Origin of the sequence: Vibrio gigantis (assembly GCF_024347515.1) — a bacterium.
GTDB classification, from domain to species: domain Bacteria; phylum Pseudomonadota; class Gammaproteobacteria; order Enterobacterales; family Vibrionaceae; genus Vibrio; species Vibrio gigantis.
On record NZ_AP025492.1, the window covers coordinates 2,898,771 to 2,917,846 of the forward strand.

The 19,076-nt window shown below is 44.2% G+C and carries 16 protein-coding genes and 2 tRNA genes; 2 read left to right on the forward strand and 16 right to left on the reverse strand.

Annotated features, from left to right (window positions below; all coding sequences use genetic code 11):
- Window positions 1–18: 18 nt before the first annotated feature.
- From nlpI to rlmE, 15 genes are all read right to left on the reverse strand, one after another.
- Window positions 19–942, reverse strand: a complete 924-nt coding sequence (gene nlpI, locus OCV56_RS12845) for a lipoprotein NlpI (RefSeq protein WP_086712040.1) — start codon at window positions 940–942, stop codon at window positions 19–21.
- Window positions 943–1,066: 124 nt separating this feature from the next.
- Complete coding sequence (gene pnp / locus OCV56_RS12850; RefSeq protein ID WP_019819855.1) at window positions 1,067–3,187, reverse strand: polyribonucleotide nucleotidyltransferase; 2,121 nt, start codon at window positions 3,185–3,187, stop codon at window positions 1,067–1,069.
- A 378-nt stretch (window positions 3,188–3,565) separates the two neighbouring features.
- On the reverse strand, window positions 3,566–3,835 hold the full coding sequence (gene rpsO / locus OCV56_RS12855) for a 30S ribosomal protein S15 (RefSeq protein ID WP_010436144.1): 270 nt from the start codon (window positions 3,833–3,835) through the stop codon (window positions 3,566–3,568).
- A 381-nt stretch (window positions 3,836–4,216) separates the two neighbouring features.
- The gene (gene truB / locus OCV56_RS12860; protein WP_086712039.1) at window positions 4,217–5,170 is read right to left on the reverse strand and encodes a tRNA pseudouridine(55) synthase TruB; all 954 of its coding nucleotides are present in this window, start codon (window positions 5,168–5,170) and stop codon (window positions 4,217–4,219) included.
- Entirely contained in the window at window positions 5,170–5,583 is a 414-nt protein-coding gene (gene rbfA, locus OCV56_RS12865; protein WP_017065964.1) for a 30S ribosome-binding factor RbfA, read from the reverse strand. Before rbfA ends, truB begins: the two co-directional genes overlap by 1 nt.
- A gap of 134 nt (window positions 5,584–5,717) precedes the next feature.
- A complete protein-coding gene (infB, locus tag OCV56_RS12870) occupies window positions 5,718–8,408 on the reverse strand; it encodes a translation initiation factor IF-2 (RefSeq protein ID WP_055319587.1) in 2,691 nt (896 codons plus the stop codon).
- Between the two features lie 22 nt (window positions 8,409–8,430).
- Entirely contained in the window at window positions 8,431–9,918 is a 1,488-nt protein-coding gene (nusA, locus tag OCV56_RS12875; protein WP_017059230.1) for a transcription termination factor NusA, read from the reverse strand.
- A gap of 35 nt (window positions 9,919–9,953) precedes the next feature.
- On the reverse strand, window positions 9,954–10,409 hold the full coding sequence (gene rimP / locus OCV56_RS12880; protein ID WP_004738265.1) for a ribosome maturation factor RimP: 456 nt from the start codon (window positions 10,407–10,409) through the stop codon (window positions 9,954–9,956).
- A gap of 234 nt (window positions 10,410–10,643) precedes the next feature.
- Window positions 10,644–10,720 (reverse strand) — tRNA-Met (locus OCV56_RS12885).
- 53 nt (window positions 10,721–10,773) lie between these two features.
- A tRNA-Leu gene (locus OCV56_RS12890) sits at window positions 10,774–10,858 on the reverse strand.
- Window positions 10,859–10,874: 16 nt separating this feature from the next.
- Complete coding sequence (gene secG, locus OCV56_RS12895) at window positions 10,875–11,207, reverse strand: preprotein translocase subunit SecG (RefSeq protein ID WP_017059392.1); 333 nt, start codon at window positions 11,205–11,207, stop codon at window positions 10,875–10,877.
- A gap of 294 nt (window positions 11,208–11,501) precedes the next feature.
- Entirely contained in the window at window positions 11,502–12,842 is a 1,341-nt protein-coding gene (gene glmM, locus OCV56_RS12900) for a phosphoglucosamine mutase (protein ID WP_017072092.1), read from the reverse strand.
- A gap of 21 nt (window positions 12,843–12,863) precedes the next feature.
- Entirely contained in the window at window positions 12,864–13,694 is an 831-nt protein-coding gene (gene folP / locus OCV56_RS12905) for a dihydropteroate synthase (protein WP_086712038.1), read from the reverse strand.
- Between the two features lie 89 nt (window positions 13,695–13,783).
- Window positions 13,784–15,751: an ATP-dependent zinc metalloprotease FtsH gene (gene ftsH / locus OCV56_RS12910; RefSeq protein ID WP_086712037.1), complete on the reverse strand. Its 1,968-nt coding sequence runs from the start codon at window positions 15,749–15,751 to the stop codon at window positions 13,784–13,786.
- Window positions 15,752–15,858: 107 nt separating this feature from the next.
- Complete coding sequence (gene rlmE / locus OCV56_RS12915; protein ID WP_017059396.1) at window positions 15,859–16,488, reverse strand: 23S rRNA (uridine(2552)-2'-O)-methyltransferase RlmE; 630 nt, start codon at window positions 16,486–16,488, stop codon at window positions 15,859–15,861.
- Between the two features lie 114 nt (window positions 16,489–16,602).
- Between rlmE and yhbY the strand changes: the two genes are divergently transcribed.
- Entirely contained in the window at window positions 16,603–16,899 is a 297-nt protein-coding gene (gene yhbY, locus OCV56_RS12920) for a ribosome assembly RNA-binding protein YhbY (protein WP_004738252.1), read from the forward strand.
- Between the two features lie 125 nt (window positions 16,900–17,024).
- Here the strand turns inward: yhbY and greA are convergent, their stop codons facing one another.
- On the reverse strand, window positions 17,025–17,498 hold the full coding sequence (greA, locus tag OCV56_RS12925) for a transcription elongation factor GreA (RefSeq protein ID WP_061018733.1): 474 nt from the start codon (window positions 17,496–17,498) through the stop codon (window positions 17,025–17,027).
- A 515-nt stretch (window positions 17,499–18,013) separates the two neighbouring features.
- On the opposite strand from greA, the gene OCV56_RS12930 reads away from it, so the two are divergent.
- Complete coding sequence (locus tag OCV56_RS12930; RefSeq protein WP_086712036.1) at window positions 18,014–19,060, forward strand: porin; 1,047 nt, start codon at window positions 18,014–18,016, stop codon at window positions 19,058–19,060.
- Window positions 19,061–19,076: the final 16 nt, after the last annotated feature.

A 19,076-nucleotide genomic window follows, 5' to 3' on the forward strand; every position in this document is an offset into this window, starting at 1 on the left:
AGAATAAAAAGAATCTATTTAGCGAGCATCAGCTTCTTGCTCTGCTTCAGCTAGCTTAGCTTGAGCGAGGTGCTCTGCTTTTAGCGTATTGAAAATACGGCTCAACTCTAAGAACGAGTAGCGATGCTCTACGTATTCAAATACGTTGAAAGACACTGACAGCTTGTACAAAGAGATCGCATTCGCGTAGTCACCATTCATGTGATAACGCTTAGCAAGGTAGAAGTATGTCTCTGTTAGGCGCTGTGCCAGTAACGTGTTGTCACGAGTCCCAGTTAGAATCGCTTTGAATGCCTGCTCTTCCGTAATGTCATCCAGCATAATTGCGACTAATACCCAGCCCCACTGCTCATCGCGGCTCTCATAACGTTTTTGCAAATCAAGCTTGGCTTGCTCTGGCGTGAGCTCATGCTGAATGATGTACAGCCACAAAGCGCGAAATGGATCGCTAGGATCATCGGCATAGTGCTTCATCATCTCTTCATTGGCTAAGTCGTAACGCTCGCCGTAGTAAAGTGCGATAGAGCGGTTTCTTTCTGCGTAAGAGTTCGTAGGATCAAGCTCTAACGTAGAATCAAAAGACTCATAAGCAGCATCAAACTCCCCTACCTGCGTAAAGTAAACACCCAAAAGATTGAAGATATCAGGTTGAGCAGGGTTCAGTGAAAGAGATTGATTAAAGTCGAGACGTGCTAGATCACGCAGGCCAACACTATCGTAGTAGTTACCACGTTCGAACAGCATCTTAGCTCGAACTTCATCATTTAAATCTGGACGCTGTAATAACTGACTAAGCCGTGCTATTTGAACTTCTTGCTGAACACTTGGTTGCAGTGGCACAGCCATTGGTGGGTAGACCCAACGTGAGGTGTTATCTGATGTTGTCGCACAACCAGTTAGTACAAGCAGTAAACACATACTCGCGGTTTGAAACCATTTCACAAATAATTACTCCTGTTATGACCGCAATAAAAAAGGGGAGCGATATGCTCCCCTTTATAACATGCTTTGTTGACGATGGGTTAGAAATCACTAAAAAGCAATATCACCATCGACGTACTGAGAATTACTCAGCAGCAGGTGCTTCGCCTTCAGCTGGCGTTTCAACTGCTTCTTTCATGCTTAGACGTACACGGCCTTGACGGTCAATTTCAAGAACCTTAACTGGTACTTCTTGACCTTCAGTTAGGTAGTCAGACACTTTCTCAACGCGCTTGTCAGCGATTTGAGAGATGTGTACTAGGCCATCTTTACCTGGAAGGATAGTAACGAACGCACCGAAGTCAGCTAGACGAGCAACTTTACCTTGGTAAATGCGGCCAACTTCAACTTCAGCTGTGATCTCTTCGATACGACGGATAGCTTCTTTAGCAGCTGCGCCTTCAGTAGCAGCAATCTTGATTGTGCCATCGTCTTCGATTTCGATTGTAGTACCAGTTTCTTCACAAAGAGCACGGATAACAGCGCCGCCTTTACCGATAACATCTTTGATCTTATCAGAGCTGATTTTCATTGTATGGATACGTGGAGCGAATTCAGAGATATCTTCACGAGCACCAGAGATAGCTTCATCCATTACAGAAAGGATGTGCTTACGTGCACCTTGCGCTTGGTTAAGTGCAATTTGCATGATCTCTTTAGTGATACCTTCGATCTTGATGTCCATTTGAAGTGCAGTGATACCAGCGTTAGTACCTGCTACTTTAAAGTCCATGTCACCTAGATGATCTTCGTCGCCAAGGATGTCAGAAAGAACAACGAAATCGTCGCCTTCTTTAACAAGACCCATTGCGATACCCGCAACAGAAGCTTTGATTGGAACACCAGCGTCCATAAGTGCTAGAGATGTACCACATACAGAAGCCATTGAAGAAGAACCGTTAGATTCAGTGATTTCCGACACAACACGAACTGTGTATGGGAATTCCTCAACAGAAGGCATTACTGCTTGGATACCACGTTTAGCAAGCTTACCGTGACCAATTTCACGACGCTTAGGAGAACCAACAAAACCAGTTTCACCTACACAGTATGGAGGGAAGTTGTAGTGTAGAAGGAAGTTGTCTTTCTTCTCACCCATTAGGCTGTCGATGATTTGTGCATCACGTTGTGTACCAAGCGTTGCAGTAACAAGTGCTTGAGTTTCACCACGAGTGAATAGAGAAGAACCGTGTGTACGTGGAAGAACACCAGTACGTACGTCTAGCGCACGAACCATGTCTTTTTCACGACCATCGATACGTGGGTTGCCAGCGATGATGCGGCTACGTACTACGTTTTTCTCTAGAGAACCAAGCATACCGCGGATTTCGCGCTCATCTAGGTTTTCGTCTTGTGCGATTAGAGCTTCAACAACGTCGTTCTTGATTGCGCCAACTTGCTCGTAACGAGCCATTTTCTCAGTAATCTGGTACGCGTCAGATAGACGAGTTTCAGCCAGTTCAGCAACTTGAGCTTTAAGCTCAGTGTTAACTGCAGGTGCTTCCCAGTTCCAAGATGGAGTTGCAACTTCAGCAGCAAACTCGTTGATCGCTTTGATTACAACTTGTTGTTGGTCGTGACCGTAAACAACAGCTGAAAGCATTTCTTCTTCAGATAGGTTATCTGCTTCAGATTCAACCATAAGTACTGCGCCTTCTGTACCAGACACAACTAGGTCTAGTTTAGAGTTTTCAAGCTCAGTATTTGATGGGTTAAGAACGAGTTCGCCGTCGATGTGACCAACACGTGCAGCACCGATAGGGCCATTGAATGGAGCACCAGAGATAGCAAGTGCAGCAGACGTTGCGATCATAGTGATCATGTCTGGGTTTACGTCAGGGTTGATAGAAACAACCGTAGCGATAACTTGAACTTCGTTTTTAAACGCACTTGGGAAAAGTGGACGAATTGGACGGTCAATCAGACGAGCTGTTAGTGTTTCGCCTTCAGATGGACGACCTTCACGCTTAAAGAAACCACCTGGGATTTTACCCGCAGCGTATGTACGCTCTTGGTAGTTAACTGTTAGAGGGAAGAAGTCTTGACCTGCAACTGCTTCTTTCTTAGCAACAACAGAAACGAATACTGATGTATCGTCCATAGTCGCCATTACAGCAGCAGTAGCTTGACGTGCAATTACGCCAGTTTCTAGAGTAACGGTGTGGTTACCGTACTGGAACGATTTTACAACTGGTTTTTCAAACATTGTATATCCTTAGCTCTAAAGTCAGACTTTAGATTAAGTGAATAATGACTCAAGATATTACCAATCGCGACTAGTGAAAAGGGACTTAGGATTGTGACTCTTTGTATGAGTTCATACGCCGAATTAAGACCAAATCCGCCTTTGAATAGTCGCGACCTATTGGCCGACATCTGTGACTGTAATCTCTTGAGAGGTTGATTGCCAAACGCTGAAAACGCTATAGGCGGGCGTAGTATAAACTATTTTTATTAGGAGATATATTTCCTATCAGAAAAAGCCAGATGATATTCTGAGCATCCGGCCTAGCATTTTCTTACAAGCACAAAAAAAGGAGCATAAATGCTCCTTTTCTTCAAACTGTCTTTGCAGACATCGCTATTAGCGACGTAGGCCTAGACGCTTGATTAGGTCTTGGTAACGAGCAAGGTTTTTGCCTTTCAGGTAATCAAGAAGCTTACGACGGCTAGAAACCATACGTAGTAGACCACGACGGCTGTGGTGATCGTGTTTGTGTGCTTTGAAGTGACCTTGTAGGTGGTTGATAGAAGCAGTAAGTAGTGCTACTTGTACTTCTGGTGAACCTGTGTCGCCTTCAGATTGTGCGTATTCTGCAACGATTGCTGCTTTAGTTTCTGCATTCAGAGACATAATTCTCTCCTGATAAGAGTAAGTTTATATTTGTAGCAGCCAATCTCTGATTCAGCCGCTACGCGAGCCGAGGATTATAGGGAAGTTTGTCAGTTGGTGCAATAACAATCGAACCCATTAAAAACGAAAAAAGCGAACCACCTATATTCGGCGTTCGCTTTCTATCTTATTTGCTCGAATTTCAAGACGAACCGCTAAGATCTAACTCGATTTAATACCAATCACAGTAAGTAAGTGATCGTAAATAGCGTAGGAAAAAGGCTTGAGAACAAGGCAGAAATTTTCGATAAGTAGTTATTCTACAATCAAAATTTCTAACGAAGTTATCGAGCGTTTTAACAAGCTAGGATGACCAGTTATTTACTACGATTGGTATAGGCATTACGCTTGTGGCTCTTCATCTCTGAAAACCACTAAACGCTTCGGTGCAACTCGGCCATCTTCAGCAATCTGAGCCACGCCGACAAACAGCTTCTCTTCGCCACTTGTCATACGAACCGTGCCTTCAGTTGGCGCACCAGAAACCTGAACTGGCATACCATGCTGAACAAGGTCAGTCAGTTCCGCATTCAAGTTTACTTCTGGTAAGTCTTCAACAGCAGTGTCCATTGGCATCAGCAGTGGATCCAGCAACTCTTTCGGTGCAATTTCTTGCGCCTGTGCTTGCTCTAGAATCTCATTTAACTGCTCCAAAGTCACCATACGCTCGTATGGGTACTTCGCTACACCTGTACGACGAAGCATTGTCACGTGAGCACCACAACCTAGCATTTCACCAAGATCGTCGGTAATTGTGCGGATGTAAGTGCCTTTCGAACAATGCACTTCCATTTCAACCTCATCACCTTCAAAACGAAGCAGTTCAATAGAATACACAGTAATCTTACGAGACTCACGAGGAACCTCGATACCAGCACGTGCGTATTCGTATAAAGGCTTACCTTGATACTTCAATGCTGAAAACATTGATGGTATCTGATCGGTTTCACCCTTGAAGCTCGCAATGCAACGCTCAAGTTGTTCTTGAGTCACATTAACATCACGTGTCTCTACCACTTCACCATCAGAATCAGAGGTATTGGTACGCTCACCAAGCTTAGCGATAACAACATAGCGCTTATCAGAATCTAGAAGAAACTGAGAGAACTTCGTTGCTTCACCAAGACAAATTGGCAGCATGCCAGTCGCAAGAGGATCCAGAGCACCGGTGTGCCCTGCTTTCTCTGCAAAGTAAATACGCTTTACTTTTTGCAGTGCATCATTAGACGAAATACCCGTCGGCTTATCTAATAGAATTACCCCATTGATAGGGCGACCTTTACGACGGCGAGCCATTACTCTTCGCCCTTAGACTGAGTTTCGTCAGTGCGGCCAGCTTCTTCTTGCTTACGCTTATCGTCATTCAGCACTTCACTCACTAGGTTAGACATACGCATGCCTTCTACTAATGTGTTGTCGTAAGTAAAACGAACTTCAGGCGTTAGACGGTGGCGAATACGCTTACCAAGAGCCATACGAACTGGCACTTCATGCTCTTTAAGAGCTTTAAGACATGATTCAGGTGTTTGCTCACCAACACATAGGAAAGTCACGAACACTTTTGCGTAAGCAAGGTCACGAGACACTTCTACATCTGAGATAGTTACCATACCAATACGTGAGTCACGAACTTCACGTTGTAGGATAAGAGCAAGCTCTTTTTGAAGCTGCTGAGACACACGTTGTGTGCGGCTAAATTCTTTTGACATTTTCTTTTCTCACTTAGAAAGATGGGGGGCTTGGTAATTACCAGCCCCCCATGGTGTATTCAACAACCGATTACTTATTACCTTTATTAGTAATGTTAGTAACCTTAGTCAATATGTCGAGTCGTACAGACTGATTAGTCTAGAGTACGTTTAACCTCAACGATTTCGAATACTTCGATCTGGTCACCAACGCGAACGTCGTTGTAGTTCTTAACGCCGACACCACACTCGTAACCGTTCTTAACTTCTTGTACGTCATCTTTAAAGCGACGAAGTGACTCTAGCTCACCTTCGTAGATAACAACGTTTTCACGAAGTACACGGATTGGGTTGCTACGCTTAATCGTACCTTCAGTAACGATACAACCAGCGATTGCACCAAGTTTAGGCGACTTAAATACGTCACGAACCTGTGCAAGACCAATGATCTCTTGACGGAATTCAGGAGCAAGCATACCGCCCATCGCCTGTTTAACTTCGTCAATCAGTTGGTAAATGATTGAGTAGTAACGTAGGTCTAGGTTTTCGTTCTGAACCGTGTTACGCGCAGTTGCGTCAGCACGAACGTTGAAACCAAGGATGATAGCGTTAGAAGCTGCAGCAAGAGTTGCATCAGTTTCAGTAATACCACCAACACCAGAACCTACGATGTTCACTTTAACTTCGTCAGTTGACAGTTTCAGTAGAGAGTCAGCAATCGCTTCTACAGAACCTTGAACGTCAGCTTTAAGTACAACGTTAAGCTCAGCAACTTCGCCAGCCGTCATGTTCGCGAACATGTTCTCTAGTTTCGCTTTTTGTTGGCGAGCTAGTTTAACATCACGGAATTTACCTTGACGGTAGTTCGCAACTTCACGAGCTTTACGCTCATCACGTACAACAGTCGCTTCGTCACCTGATGCAGGTACGCCAGAAAGACCTAGAATTTCTACAGGAATAGATGGACCTGCAGTTTCGATGTCTCTACCGTTCTCATCGCGCATTGCACGAACACGGCCGTACTCTTGACCACAAAGAACGATGTCGCCTTTGTTTAGAGTACCAGACTGTACTAGTACTGTTGCAACTGGACCGCGACCTTTATCAAGACGAGATTCAACAACAACACCAGATGCCATGCCTTCTTTAACTGCAGTCAGTTCAAGAACTTCAGACTGAAGAAGAATTGCTTCTAGAAGACCATCGATGTTTGTACCCTGTTTTGCAGAGATGTGAACGAAGATGTTCTCACCGCCCCACTCTTCAGGGATAACGTCGTATTGAGCTAGCTCATTTTTAACGTTGTCTGGGTTTGCACCCTCTTTATCGATCTTGTTCACAGCAACAATCAGAGGAACGCCTGCCGCTTTCGCGTGCTGGATTGCTTCGATTGTTTGTGGCATTACGCCATCGTCTGCTGCAACTACAAGTACAACGATATCTGTCGCTTGAGCACCACGAGCACGCATAGCGGTAAACGCCGCGTGTCCAGGAGTATCAAGGAAAGTGATCATGCCGTTGTCAGTATCTACGTGGTAAGCACCAATGTGCTGCGTGATACCGCCAGCTTCGCCAGAAGCAACGTGTGCTTTACGAATGTAATCAAGTGTTGAAGTTTTACCGTGGTCAACGTGACCCATGATAGTAACAACAGGAGCACGACCTTCAGCGATAGCATCGCTATCACGGTCAGCTAGTACTGCTTCTTCAAGTTCGTTTTCTTTACGTAGGATTACCTTGTGACCCATTTCTTCAGCAACAAGTTGTGCTGTTTCTTGGTCGATCACTTGGTTGATAGTCGCCATAGCGCCCATCTTCATCATTACTTTGATAACTTCAGTTGCTTTAACTGACATTTTGCTCGCCAGTTCAGAAACAACGATAGTTTCGCCGATAGCAACGTCAGATTTAGCAACAGTCGCTGACTTATCGAAGCCTTGCTGCATTGAAGTTGGTTTAGCAAGCTTACCTTTACCGCCACGACCACGTTGGTTACGACCACCACGGTTGTTTGCTGGTTGGTTAGCCGGAGCTGCTTTCTTCTTGCGACGACGAGGTGCTTTCTCATCTTTCTTATCTGCCGCATCTTCAGCTTCACGAGCGTAAGTAGAAGTAGTCACATGGTAATCCGCAGATTTCTCTTGCTCTTTCTTCTTCTTCTCTTCTTCAGACCAACGTTCTTGGTTCTCTTCTGCTAACTTACGAGCTTCTTCAACAAGCTTAGCTGCTTCAGCTTCTGCTTTACGAGTTGCTTCTAGCTCTTGACGAGCTTTAAGTTCATCCGCTTCTTTTTTCGCTTGTGCGTTAGCGTCTGCATTTTTTGAATTCATGTCTTTTTTAGCCTTTTCAGCTTGTGCGCGTTGAGCCTTCTCTTCAGCTTCACGTTTTGCATCCGCTTCACGTGTTACTTTTTCTTCGGCTTCGCGCTGTGCTTTCTCTGCAGCATCACGTTTCGCTTGCTCTTCAGCATCGCGTTGTGCTTTCTCTTCCGCTTCACGATTAGCTGCTTCCTCAGCTTCACGTTTCGCTTCATCTTCAATAGTGCTGCGCTTCACGTAAGTACGCTTTTTACGTACCTCTACTTGAACATCCTTACTCTTACCGCCTCCAGCGGCAACACTTAGCGTGCTGCGGGTCTTGCGTTGAAGAGTTAAACGAGTCGGTTCTGTTTCACCTGAAGTATCGCCGTGCTCCTTTTTAAGGTGCGTTAGCAATGTTTGCTTCTCTGAATCAGTCACTTGATCCGACCCTGATTTCTTCATGCCTGCATCAGCAAGTTGTTCAATTAAGCGGTCAACTGGCGTACCAATCTCTTCACTCAGTGCTTTAACTGTTAATTGTGTCATACCGCTCTCTCTCCTTGCTGAATTATTCTTCGTCGCCGAACCAACAGATGTTACGCGCAGCCATAATTAGCTCGCCTGCACGCTCTGCAGTCAGGTCTTCGATGCCTTCTAGTTCATCAACGCCTTGATCAGCTAGGTCTTCCAATGTCGCAACGCCTTTTGCTGCTAGCTTGTAAGCCATTTCACGCTCAAGACCTTCAAGTGCAAGTAAGTCTTCAGCAGGCTCAACACCATCGAAAGTTTCTTCTTTCGCTAGCGCTAGAGTAGTCAGTGCGTCTTTCGCGCGGTTACGTAGTTCTTCAACGATACCTTCGTCTAGACCGTCTACTTCAAGAAGCTCGTTCACAGGAACGTATGCTACTTCTTCAAGCGTAGAGAAGCCTTCTTCAACAAGCATTTGAGCAAAGTCTTCTTCGATGTCTAGGTGCTTCATGAAGTTTTCAATAGAAGCAACTGCTTCTTCTTGGTGCTTCTTCTCTAGATCAGCAACAGTCATTACGTTCAGTTCCCAACCAGTTAGTTGAGAAGCTAGACGTACGTTTTGACCGCTACGACCAATCGCTTGTGCTAGGTTATCCGCTTCAACAGCGATATCCATAGAATGCGCGTCTTCATCAACGATGATAGAAGCAACATCAGCAGGAGCCATTGCGTTGATTACGAATTGCGCCGGGTTATCATCCCAAAGAACGATATCGATACGCTCACCGCCAAGGTCGTTAGAAACAGCTTGTACACGTGCACCACGCATACCAACACACGCACCAACTGGGTCAATACGTTTGTCGTTTGTTTTCACTGCGATTTTAGCACGAGAACCAGCGTCACGTGCAGCACCTTTAAGCTCAATTAGCTCTTCACCAATCTCAGGCACTTCCACACGGAATAGTTCAGCTAGCATTTCTGGCTTCGAACGAGTAACGAAAAGCTGGAAACCACGAGCTTCTGGTTTAACTGCGTAAAGAAGACCACGAACACGGTCACCTGGACGGAAGTTTTCACGAGGAAGTTGGTCATCACGAAGGATTACCGCTTCAGCGTTGTTACCTAGGTCAAGAATAATAGTGTCACGGTTAACTTTCTTAACTGCGCCAGTTACTAGCTCGCCTTCGTTGTCGATGAACTGTTCAACGATTTGAGCACGTTCAGCTTCACGTACTTTCTGTACGATAACTTGCTTAGCCGTTTGAGTCGTAATACGGTCAAACGTTACGGATTCGATATCATCTTCAATGAAACCGCCAAGTTCGATCTCTGGGTCATCGTACTTTGCAGCTTCAATAGAGATTTCTTTTGTTGGGAATTCAACTTCCTCAACAGCTTCCCAACGACGGAAAGTTTCGAAATCACCCGTTTTACGGTCGATTTCGACACGAACTTCAATTTCTAGTTCGCTTTTCTTTTTTGTTGCCGTTGCAAGCGCGATTTCAAGCGCTTCAAAAATACGCTCACGAGGAACTGCTTTCTCATTAGAAACAGCTTCTACTACCGCCAAAATTTCTTTGTTCATTAATCTAGCCTCTTAAGCTCTTCTCTCTAGGAGAACTAAAATTTAGGGATCAGGTTAGCTTTCGCAATATTGCTCAGGACGAATTCTTCTTCTTGTCCTTCAACCAATACTTTCACTGTCTCGCCTTCGATAGATTGGATATCACCTTTCCATTTACGACGGTTGCCGACAGCCATTTTCAAAACGATGCTTACCTCGTGACCAATAAATTGTTGGTAATGCTCTGCTTTGAACAGTGGTCTCTCTAAACCTGGTGAAGACACTTCAAGGTTATAAGCCACTGAAATTGGATCTTCAACGTCCATTACGGCACTTACTTGGTGACTAACTTCAGCGCAATCATCCACATTGATACCATTTGGTGAATCGATGTAAATACGTAGCGTTGAGTGCTCACCAGCACGAATAAATTCTAATCCAACTAACTCATAACCTGATGCTGCTACTGGAGCGTCAAGCATTTCAGTAAGTTGTCTTTCTAAACCAGTCATTTAACCACTCCAGAAACAAAAAAAGGGCTCAAAGCCCAATTTAAATTCCAAGCAAACATTATCTAAACGCATTTATAAATGCTTAGATAACAAAAAACCCCGTATAAGCCGGGGTTTTTGTTGCTGGACCCTTATATGTTAAGTGCCATCACATTCGATATCACACTTAACTCACAGTGAGGTTCACACTGTGCAAACTTGCTACCAATACAAGCTATATAATAGCATTGAAATTGGTTGCGGGAGCCGGATTTGAACCGACGACCTTCGGGTTATGAGCCCGACGAGCTACCAAACTGCTCCATCCCGCGTCCGACTTGCGAGCATTATACGCCCAACAAGATGTTTTACAAGTTTGTAAACATGGTGCCGAGAGAGGGACTCGAACCCTCACACCCTAAGGCACTAGCACCTCATGCTAGCGTGTCTACCAATTTCACCATCTCGGCATCAAATCTTTACAGATTATTGTGGAATTTCGTCGCCTTGCGCCGGAACTTCACTCACTGCATCATCAGCTTGTTGAATCACCTGACCTTGAGTCGGGTCAATCCATTGTGACTCAGTTTTATGTGTAGACATATTGCCAAGTACTAAGCTAAGGATAAAAAATGTAGTTGCAAAAATTGCAGTCATTCGGGTAAGGAAATTTCCTGAGCCACCAGCACCAAACACAGTGTTTGAAGCGCCAGCACCGAAAGAGGCTCCCATATCTGCGCCTTTACCTTGTTGAATCAACACTAGGCCAATTACACCAAGCGCTGCCAACAGGTAAATCACAAGTAGAACTGTAAACATTTTTCCACCTATGTTCCTAATTGTTGAGCCAGCGCCGTTCAAAAAACTATTTTTAAGAACAAGGCTAGCGACCTCCTAACTGAAGGCCGAGCAATACTAGCGAATGCGACGATGGCTGACAAGGAGAATTTGCTAAAAAATAAGCCTTTACCAAGTGAATGGTCAAAAAAAGGTCAAAAGCGACACAAAACTCATTTACGTCTCTTTTGACCGTTATATCTCTTGACCGTTGAATAAGTCAATCACTTCTAATCACAGGTACTATTCGTTTCACCTGTTACATAAAAGCTTAAATTAGCAGTTTGCTTTCACTGCATCTGCAATCTTAAGCGCGGATGCTTGAACAAGCTCAGCATCTTCACCCTCAACCATGACGCGCAGTAGTGGCTCTGTACCAGACTTACGTAATAGCACACGACCTTTCTCGCCAAGCTCAGCCTCTACTTCAACAACAGCTGCTTTTACCGCTTCGGCTTCTAGTGGGTTTGAATCTCCGCTAAAACGAACGTTTTCTAGAACTTGAGGGTACAACGTCATACCTTGAGACAGCTCATTCAGTGTCATTTCGCTATCAACAACTGAAGCCAATACTTGAAGAGCAGCAACGATAGCATCACCCGTCGTCACTTTATCTAGTAAGATAACATGACCCGAGTTTTCAGCACCGATCTTCCAGCCTTTAGCAAGAAGCTGCTCCATTACGTAACGGTCACCAACAGCAGCACGTACAAACGGAATACCTAGTTGCTTAAGGCCGTTTTCCATACCAAGATTGGTCATTAGTGTACCAACAACGCCGCCTTTCAGTTCACCGCGACGCAGTGCATCACGAGCAATGATGTAAGCGATTTGGTCACCATCAACTTTGTTTCCTAGCTCGTCAACCATAATGATACGGTCACCATCACCATCAAAGCCTAGGCCTAAGGCTGCTTTTTCTTCAACCACTTTTGCTTGCAGGGCACGTACATCCGTCGCACCTACTTCGTGGTTGATGTTAGTACCGTTTGGCTCAACACCAATCGCAATAACTTCAGCACCTAGCTCTTTAAATACTGCCGGCGCAATATGGTAAGTCGCACCATGTGCACAATCGACAACAATCTTCATTCCTGCAAGCGTCATCTGATTTGGGAATGTGCTCTTACAGAATTCAATATAACGGCCTGCAGCATCGTTCAAACGTACCGCCTTACCAAGCTCAAATGAGTCAACACATTCGATGTCTTTATCCAGTTCAGCTTCAATCGCCAACTCGATATCGTCTGGTAGTTTTGTTCCCTCAGAAGAGAAGAACTTAATACCGTTATCGTAATATGGGTTGTGCGATGCAGAAATAACGATACCCGCTTCAGCGCGGAAGGTTTGAGTTAGGTAAGCAACAGCAGGTGTTGGCATTGGACCAGTAAACGTAGCCTGAAGACCAGCAGCAGCAAGGCCAGCTTCTAGCGCAGACTCAAGCATGTAGCCAGAGATACGAGTATCTTTACCAATGATGACTTTCTTTGTGCCTTGTTTCGCAAGAACACGCCCCGCAGCCCAGCCAAGCTTCAGAACAAAATCAGGTGTAATCGGGTACTGACCAACTTTGCCACGTACACCATCTGTGCCGAAATAACGTCTCTTATCAGACATATTGATTTTCCTTAATTATGATTAGTGATTGTTATTCATCACTTCGATTATCTTCATCGCTTCCAATGTATCTTCAACATCGTGAACGCGAATAATTTGTGCACCTTTCATTGCAGCGATAGTCGCACAGGTAACGCTAGCGACCATGCAATCTGCTGGGGCCTTGTCTAATAGCTTAAAGATCATCGACTTTCTCGACATCCCCGCTAAAACAGGTAAGCCTAGCAAATGAAATTTTTCAAGATGCGCTAGTAGGTGGTAATTGTGTTCGATGGTTTTACCAAAGCCAAAACCTGGGTCAAGAATCAGTTGATCTTTTGGTATGCCGACAGCCTTACAAGCATCCACTCTTTCTTGTAAGAATGCTTCTACATCCTTAAGAACATCATCATAACTTGGATTAGTTTGCATAGTTCTTGGCTGACCTTTCATGTGCATCAGACAAACTGGTACATTAGCACCGGCAGCGGCTTCTAGAGCTCCAGGTTCTTGTAATGCGCGCACATCATTGATCAAATCAGCGCCCGCTTCAACGGCTTGGCGCATCACTTCAGCTTTACTGGTATCAATAGAGATCCACACATCAAACTTGGCACGAATCGCTTTAATGGCAGGGATAACGCGAGCGAGTTCTTCTTTTAAAGATACATCAGGTGCTCCCGGGCGAGTTGATTCACCACCTATATCAATAATGCTAACACCAGCTTGAATCATTCGCTCAGCTTGCAGTAAGGCATTATCTAATGAGTTAAATTTTCCGCCATCAGAGAAAGAGTCAGGGGTGACATTGAGAATACCCATCACATGTGGGCGGTCTAAAACGAGTGTTTTGTTGTGTGCTTTTAATATCATGAAAGGCAGGTCTTAAAAGGTAAAAACATCTTGGGCTATAAACAGAAAAACCCTGAGCGTGCTCAGGGTTTTAATTTATAACTTAGCGATTAAGAATCTTTGTTTTGAGCATCATCTGTTTCAGATTTAACTTCTTCAACTTTAGAGTCTTCAGCTTTTGGTTCAGCGACAGCTTCTTCTGATTTAGCTTCAGGTTTAGCTTCTTCCTTTGCAGGTTCTGCTTTCGCCTGGTCACCCCAGCCAGCTGGCTCACGAATGTCGTCTTTACGTTCCATCAAATCATCAATCTGACCTGCATCGATCGTTTCAAACTTCATTAGCGCATCTTTCATCGAGTGCATGATATCCATGTTCTCTTCAAGAATTTGCTTTGCACGAGCATAGTTGCGGTCGATTAGAATGCGAATTTCTTCATCGATCAGCTTAGTGGTATCGTCAGAAACATGTTTCGCTTGACTCATGCCGCGACCTAGGAAAACTTCGCCTTCTTCTTCAGCATATAGAAGAGGACCCAGTTTTTCAGAGAAGCCCCACTGCGTTACCATCTTGCGAGCAATATCAGTTGCACGTTCGATATCGTTAGACGCACCAGTCGACACTTTGTCTTTACCGTAGATAAGTTCTTCAGCAAGACGACCACCGTACAAACTAGAGATCATCGATTCTAGATGTTGGCGAGACATGCTTACGCGATCCTGCTCAGGTAGATACATAGTTACACCAAGCGCACGACCACGTGGAATGATTGAGACCTTGTACACTGGATCGTGTTCAGGCACCAAACGACCAACAATTGCGTGACCCGCTTCATGGTAAGCCGTTGACTCTTTCACTTCTTCAGACATCACCATTGAACGGCGCTCGGCACCCATCATAATTTTGTCTTTCGCAAGTTCAAACTCAACCATAGAGACATTGCGCTTGTTACCACGAGCAGCAAATAACGCCGCTTCGTTCACAAGGTTTGCAAGATCTGCACCAGAGAAGCCTGGTGTACCGCGAGCAATCAGAGAAGGTTCAACATCGCCTGCTAGTGGAACTTTACGCATATGTACTTTAAGGATCTGTTCACGACCACGTACATCAGGTAGGCCAACCACAACTTGACGGTCAAAACGACCAGGACGAAGTAATGCAGGGTCTAGTACGTCAGGGCGGTTAGTCGCAGCGATAACGATAATACCTTCGTTACCTTCGAAACCATCCATCTCAACCAGCATTTGGTTAAGTGTTTGCTCACGTTCATCGTGACCACCACCAACACCAGCGCCACGTTGACGACCTACAGCATCGATTTCATCGATAAAGATAATACATGGTGCTGCTTTCTTCGCTTGTTCGAACATGTCACGCACACGAGATGCACCAACACCAACAAACATTTCAACAAAGTCAGAACCAGAGATAGTAAAGAACGGTACTTTCGCTTCACCAGCAATTGCTTTTGCAAGCAATGTTTTACCAGTACCAGGAGGACCAACCAACAGGATACCTGTCGGGATCTTACCACCTAGCTTTTGGAAGCGACTTGGGTCACGAAGGTAATCCACAAGTTCTTTCACGTCTTCTTTTGCTTCGTCACAACCCGCAACATCAGCAAACATCGTTTTGATTTGTTCTTCGCTCATCATTCGAGCTTTACTCTTACCGAAAGACATCGCGCCTTTACCGCCGCCGCCGCCTTGCATTTGACGCATGAAGAAAATCCATACACCAATCAGTAAGATCATTGGGAACCATGAGATGAAGATAGTGCCAAGCAGGCTCTGCTCTTCAGGTGGTGTACCCTGAACTTTTACGTTTTGATTAATTAAGTCATCAAGTAGCTTTTGATCATAAACAGGCATGTAAGTTACATACTTAGAACCACCGCCACGACGTGTGAAAGTAATTTCGCTGTTATTGAACTGTGCGTCTTGAATCTGGCCTTGGCCAACTTCCTGTACAAACGTGGTGTAATCTACTGCTCTGCCGTTACTTTCCCCAGGGCCAAAGCTCTGGAATACCGACATCAACACTACCGCGATAACAAGCCACAGAATTAAATTTTTTGCCATGTCACTCAAGGTGTAAGCCTCTCGATAACTAATTGTAATTAAAGGTAGGGTACTACAGTTTGTAACCTGTAGCCATGTTGTTAACTCTCACTATTGGAAGAGAATCGTTAACCTTTGTAACCAGTGGCTACGATAAACACTTCACGAGATCGAGCTCGAGAAGAGTCGGGTTTTCTGACTTTTACTGTTTTAAACATCTCGCGGACGTCCTTAACGTATTGGTCAAACCCTTCGCCTTGGAATACTTTTACAACAAAACTACCATTGGTAGCTAGAACTTGTCGACACATATCCAAAGCTAATTCAACTAAATACATAGCTCTTGGCTGATCCACAGAATTGTTGCCTGCTATATTAGGTGCCATATCTGACATCACGACATCAACCATGTTTGGTTGTATACGCTCCAACAAGGCATCTAGCACAGCTTCTTCGCGGAAATCGCCTTGTAAAAAGCTAACACCAGCAATCGGGTCCATTGGTAACAAATCACACGCAATGATTTGTCCGTTGTCTCCAACAATCTTAGCAGCATATTGAGACCAACCGCCAGGCGCTGCACCCAAATCCACAATGGTCATCCCAGGAGACAGCAATTTATCTTTCGTTTGAATCTCTTCCATTTTGAAATAAGCACGTGAACGATAGCCCTTCTTTCTTGCTTCATTTGCGTACTTGTCGTCGAAGTGTTCCTTCAACCAACGGCCTGAACTGGCCGAGTGTTTCTGTTTGCTCATTGGATACCTAAATTGGAGGAAAGTACTAATTGCTGAATAAATTATAGTCTTCAGCTTTAGATGGCGTTAAAATAGGTTTTTTCAACCCTAATAGTAAAGAAAATTGGCCGCGTAATGAACCTAAGTACCAAACAAAAGCAGCATCTAAAGGGCCTAGCTCACAGTTTAAAACCTGTTGTGCTAATGGGCGCAAATGGACTTACTGAAGCTGTTCTAGCGGAAATCGAATTAGCTCTAGACCACCACGAACTGATCAAGATTAAAGTTGCATCAGAAGACCGTGAGACTAAGCAACTGATTATCGATGCAATTGTACGTGAAACTAAAGCTGAAAAAGTACAGACTATCGGTAAAGTTCTAGTACTATTCCGTCAGTCAGAAGCACGTAAAATCGAGATTCCACGTAAATAAGCGAGCTTAATATAAGCTAACTTCACTAAGAGAAAGCCACAGCGCTTATCTTTTAGTGTAGCGTGAGAAACGAAAAAGGTCGCATTAAGCGACCTTTTTACTTATCAGAAACAAAGAAAATTCAATTAGATATATTCTACTTTGTCGATTTCGAAATCTTTATCGCCACCAGGCGTAGAGATAATAACCTCGTCGCCTTCCATCTTACCGATAAGACCACGTGCAATTGGTGATTTCACAGAAATGCGACCAGTTTTGATGTCAGCTTCATCTTCAGAAACGATCTGGTAGCGGAATTCTTCATCCGTATCGACATCGATCAAAGTTACTGTCGTACCAAAGATAATCTTACCCGTATTATCCATCTGAGTTACGTCAATGATCTGAGCTAGCGATAGCTTATATTCTATATCTCGAATTTGAGCTTCACAGATACCCTGCTCTTCACGAGCGGCGTGGTACTCTGCATTCTCTTTCAAATCACCGAGTTCACGTGCTTCACCAATAGCTGCTGAAATAATAGGACGTAGCTTAAGTAGGCGATCTAATTCGTCACGTAGCTGCTGAGCGCCACGTACTGTCATTGGAACCTTTTCCATTTTTTACCTCTATGCCAAAGCTTTCTTTGGCCAACATAAATCCACCCAACGTACTTATTGAGTGATAGAAACAAAACGATTTGGCTTAGTGTAAACAAACTTTATGGCTAAATCATCTTTATTCCACTTTGCGTTATAAAAGCTGTATCTAGGTCTAAAATACAGACATCACAAAAATGAATAATAACCTCTCAATCAATAAGTCAAAGAATAAATACCTAAAAAAAACAAAAACAAACAAAATAAACACAGATCACACTTTTATAAAAACCAATCAATAACAAAGACTTATCAAGAAGCAAACATAATAAAACAGTGTTCAGTTTTTCTATTTATATCATTTTACTAACTAACTAAGGAACTTTAGAGGTAAAAAGTAACCCATGGATTGCACTGGCATTTTTTAGCGTTCTGACCTAATCATGGTTATGAAGCCTGATTAATACAGGCAAGACACCAAAAGGATTCAAATCCTTAATAAATACCTTTATGGACAGTAATTAGGAATTAATAACATGAACAAGACTATGATCGCGCTTGCTGTATCTGCTGCAGCTCTTGCTACTGGTGCAAACGCATCAGAACTATACAACCAGGACGGTACTTCTCTAGACATGGGCGGCCGTGCTGAAGCTCGTCTATCAATGAAAGATGGTAAAGCACAAGATAACTCTCGTATCCGTCTTAACTTCCTAGGTAAAGTTGAGATCCAAGACGGCCTATACGGTGTTGGTTTCTACGAAGGTGAGTTCACAACTTCTGATAATGGCGGTCCTACAGACAGCGACAGCGACAGCCTAACTAACCGTTATGCATACGCTGGTCTAGGCGGTACATTCGGTGAAGTAACTTACGGTAAAAATGACGGTGCTCTAGGCGTAATCACTGACTTTACAGATATCATGGCTTACCACGGTAACTCTGCTGCAGACAAAATCAATGCAGCAGACCGTGCGGACAACATGATCTCTTACAAAGGTCAATTCCAAGACCTAAGCGTAAAAGCAAGCTACCGCTTCGCTGACCGTGATGATAGTACTGCAAACAACGAAGGCTACACTGACAACGCTCAAGATGGCTACTCTCTATCTGGTATCTACGCAATCGGTGCAACTGGCGTTAAAGTAGGTGCAGGTTTCGCAGACCAAGATAAGAACAACGAATACATGCTTTCTGGTTCTTATACTATGGGCGACCTATACTTCGCTGGTGTGTTCACTGATGGCGAGAAAGACTTCGACAACCAATACAATTCTGTAAATACTTCAAGCATCGGTAGCAAGTTCTCTGGCGTTCAAGACTACACTGGTTACGAACTAGCAGCGGCTTACACTATGGGTCAAACTGTGTTCACCACTACGTATAACAACGCTGAAACTGGTAATGACACTTCTGCAGACAACATTGCTGTAGACGCAACTTACTACTTCAAGCCTAACTTCCGTGGTTATGTATCGTACAACTTCAACCTACTAAGCGCTGGCGACAAGCTAGGTACCTCAACTGTAGGTACTAAAGGTGCTGAAGACGAAGTTGCTCTAGGTATGCGTTACGACTTCTAATTCTGATTATCTAATT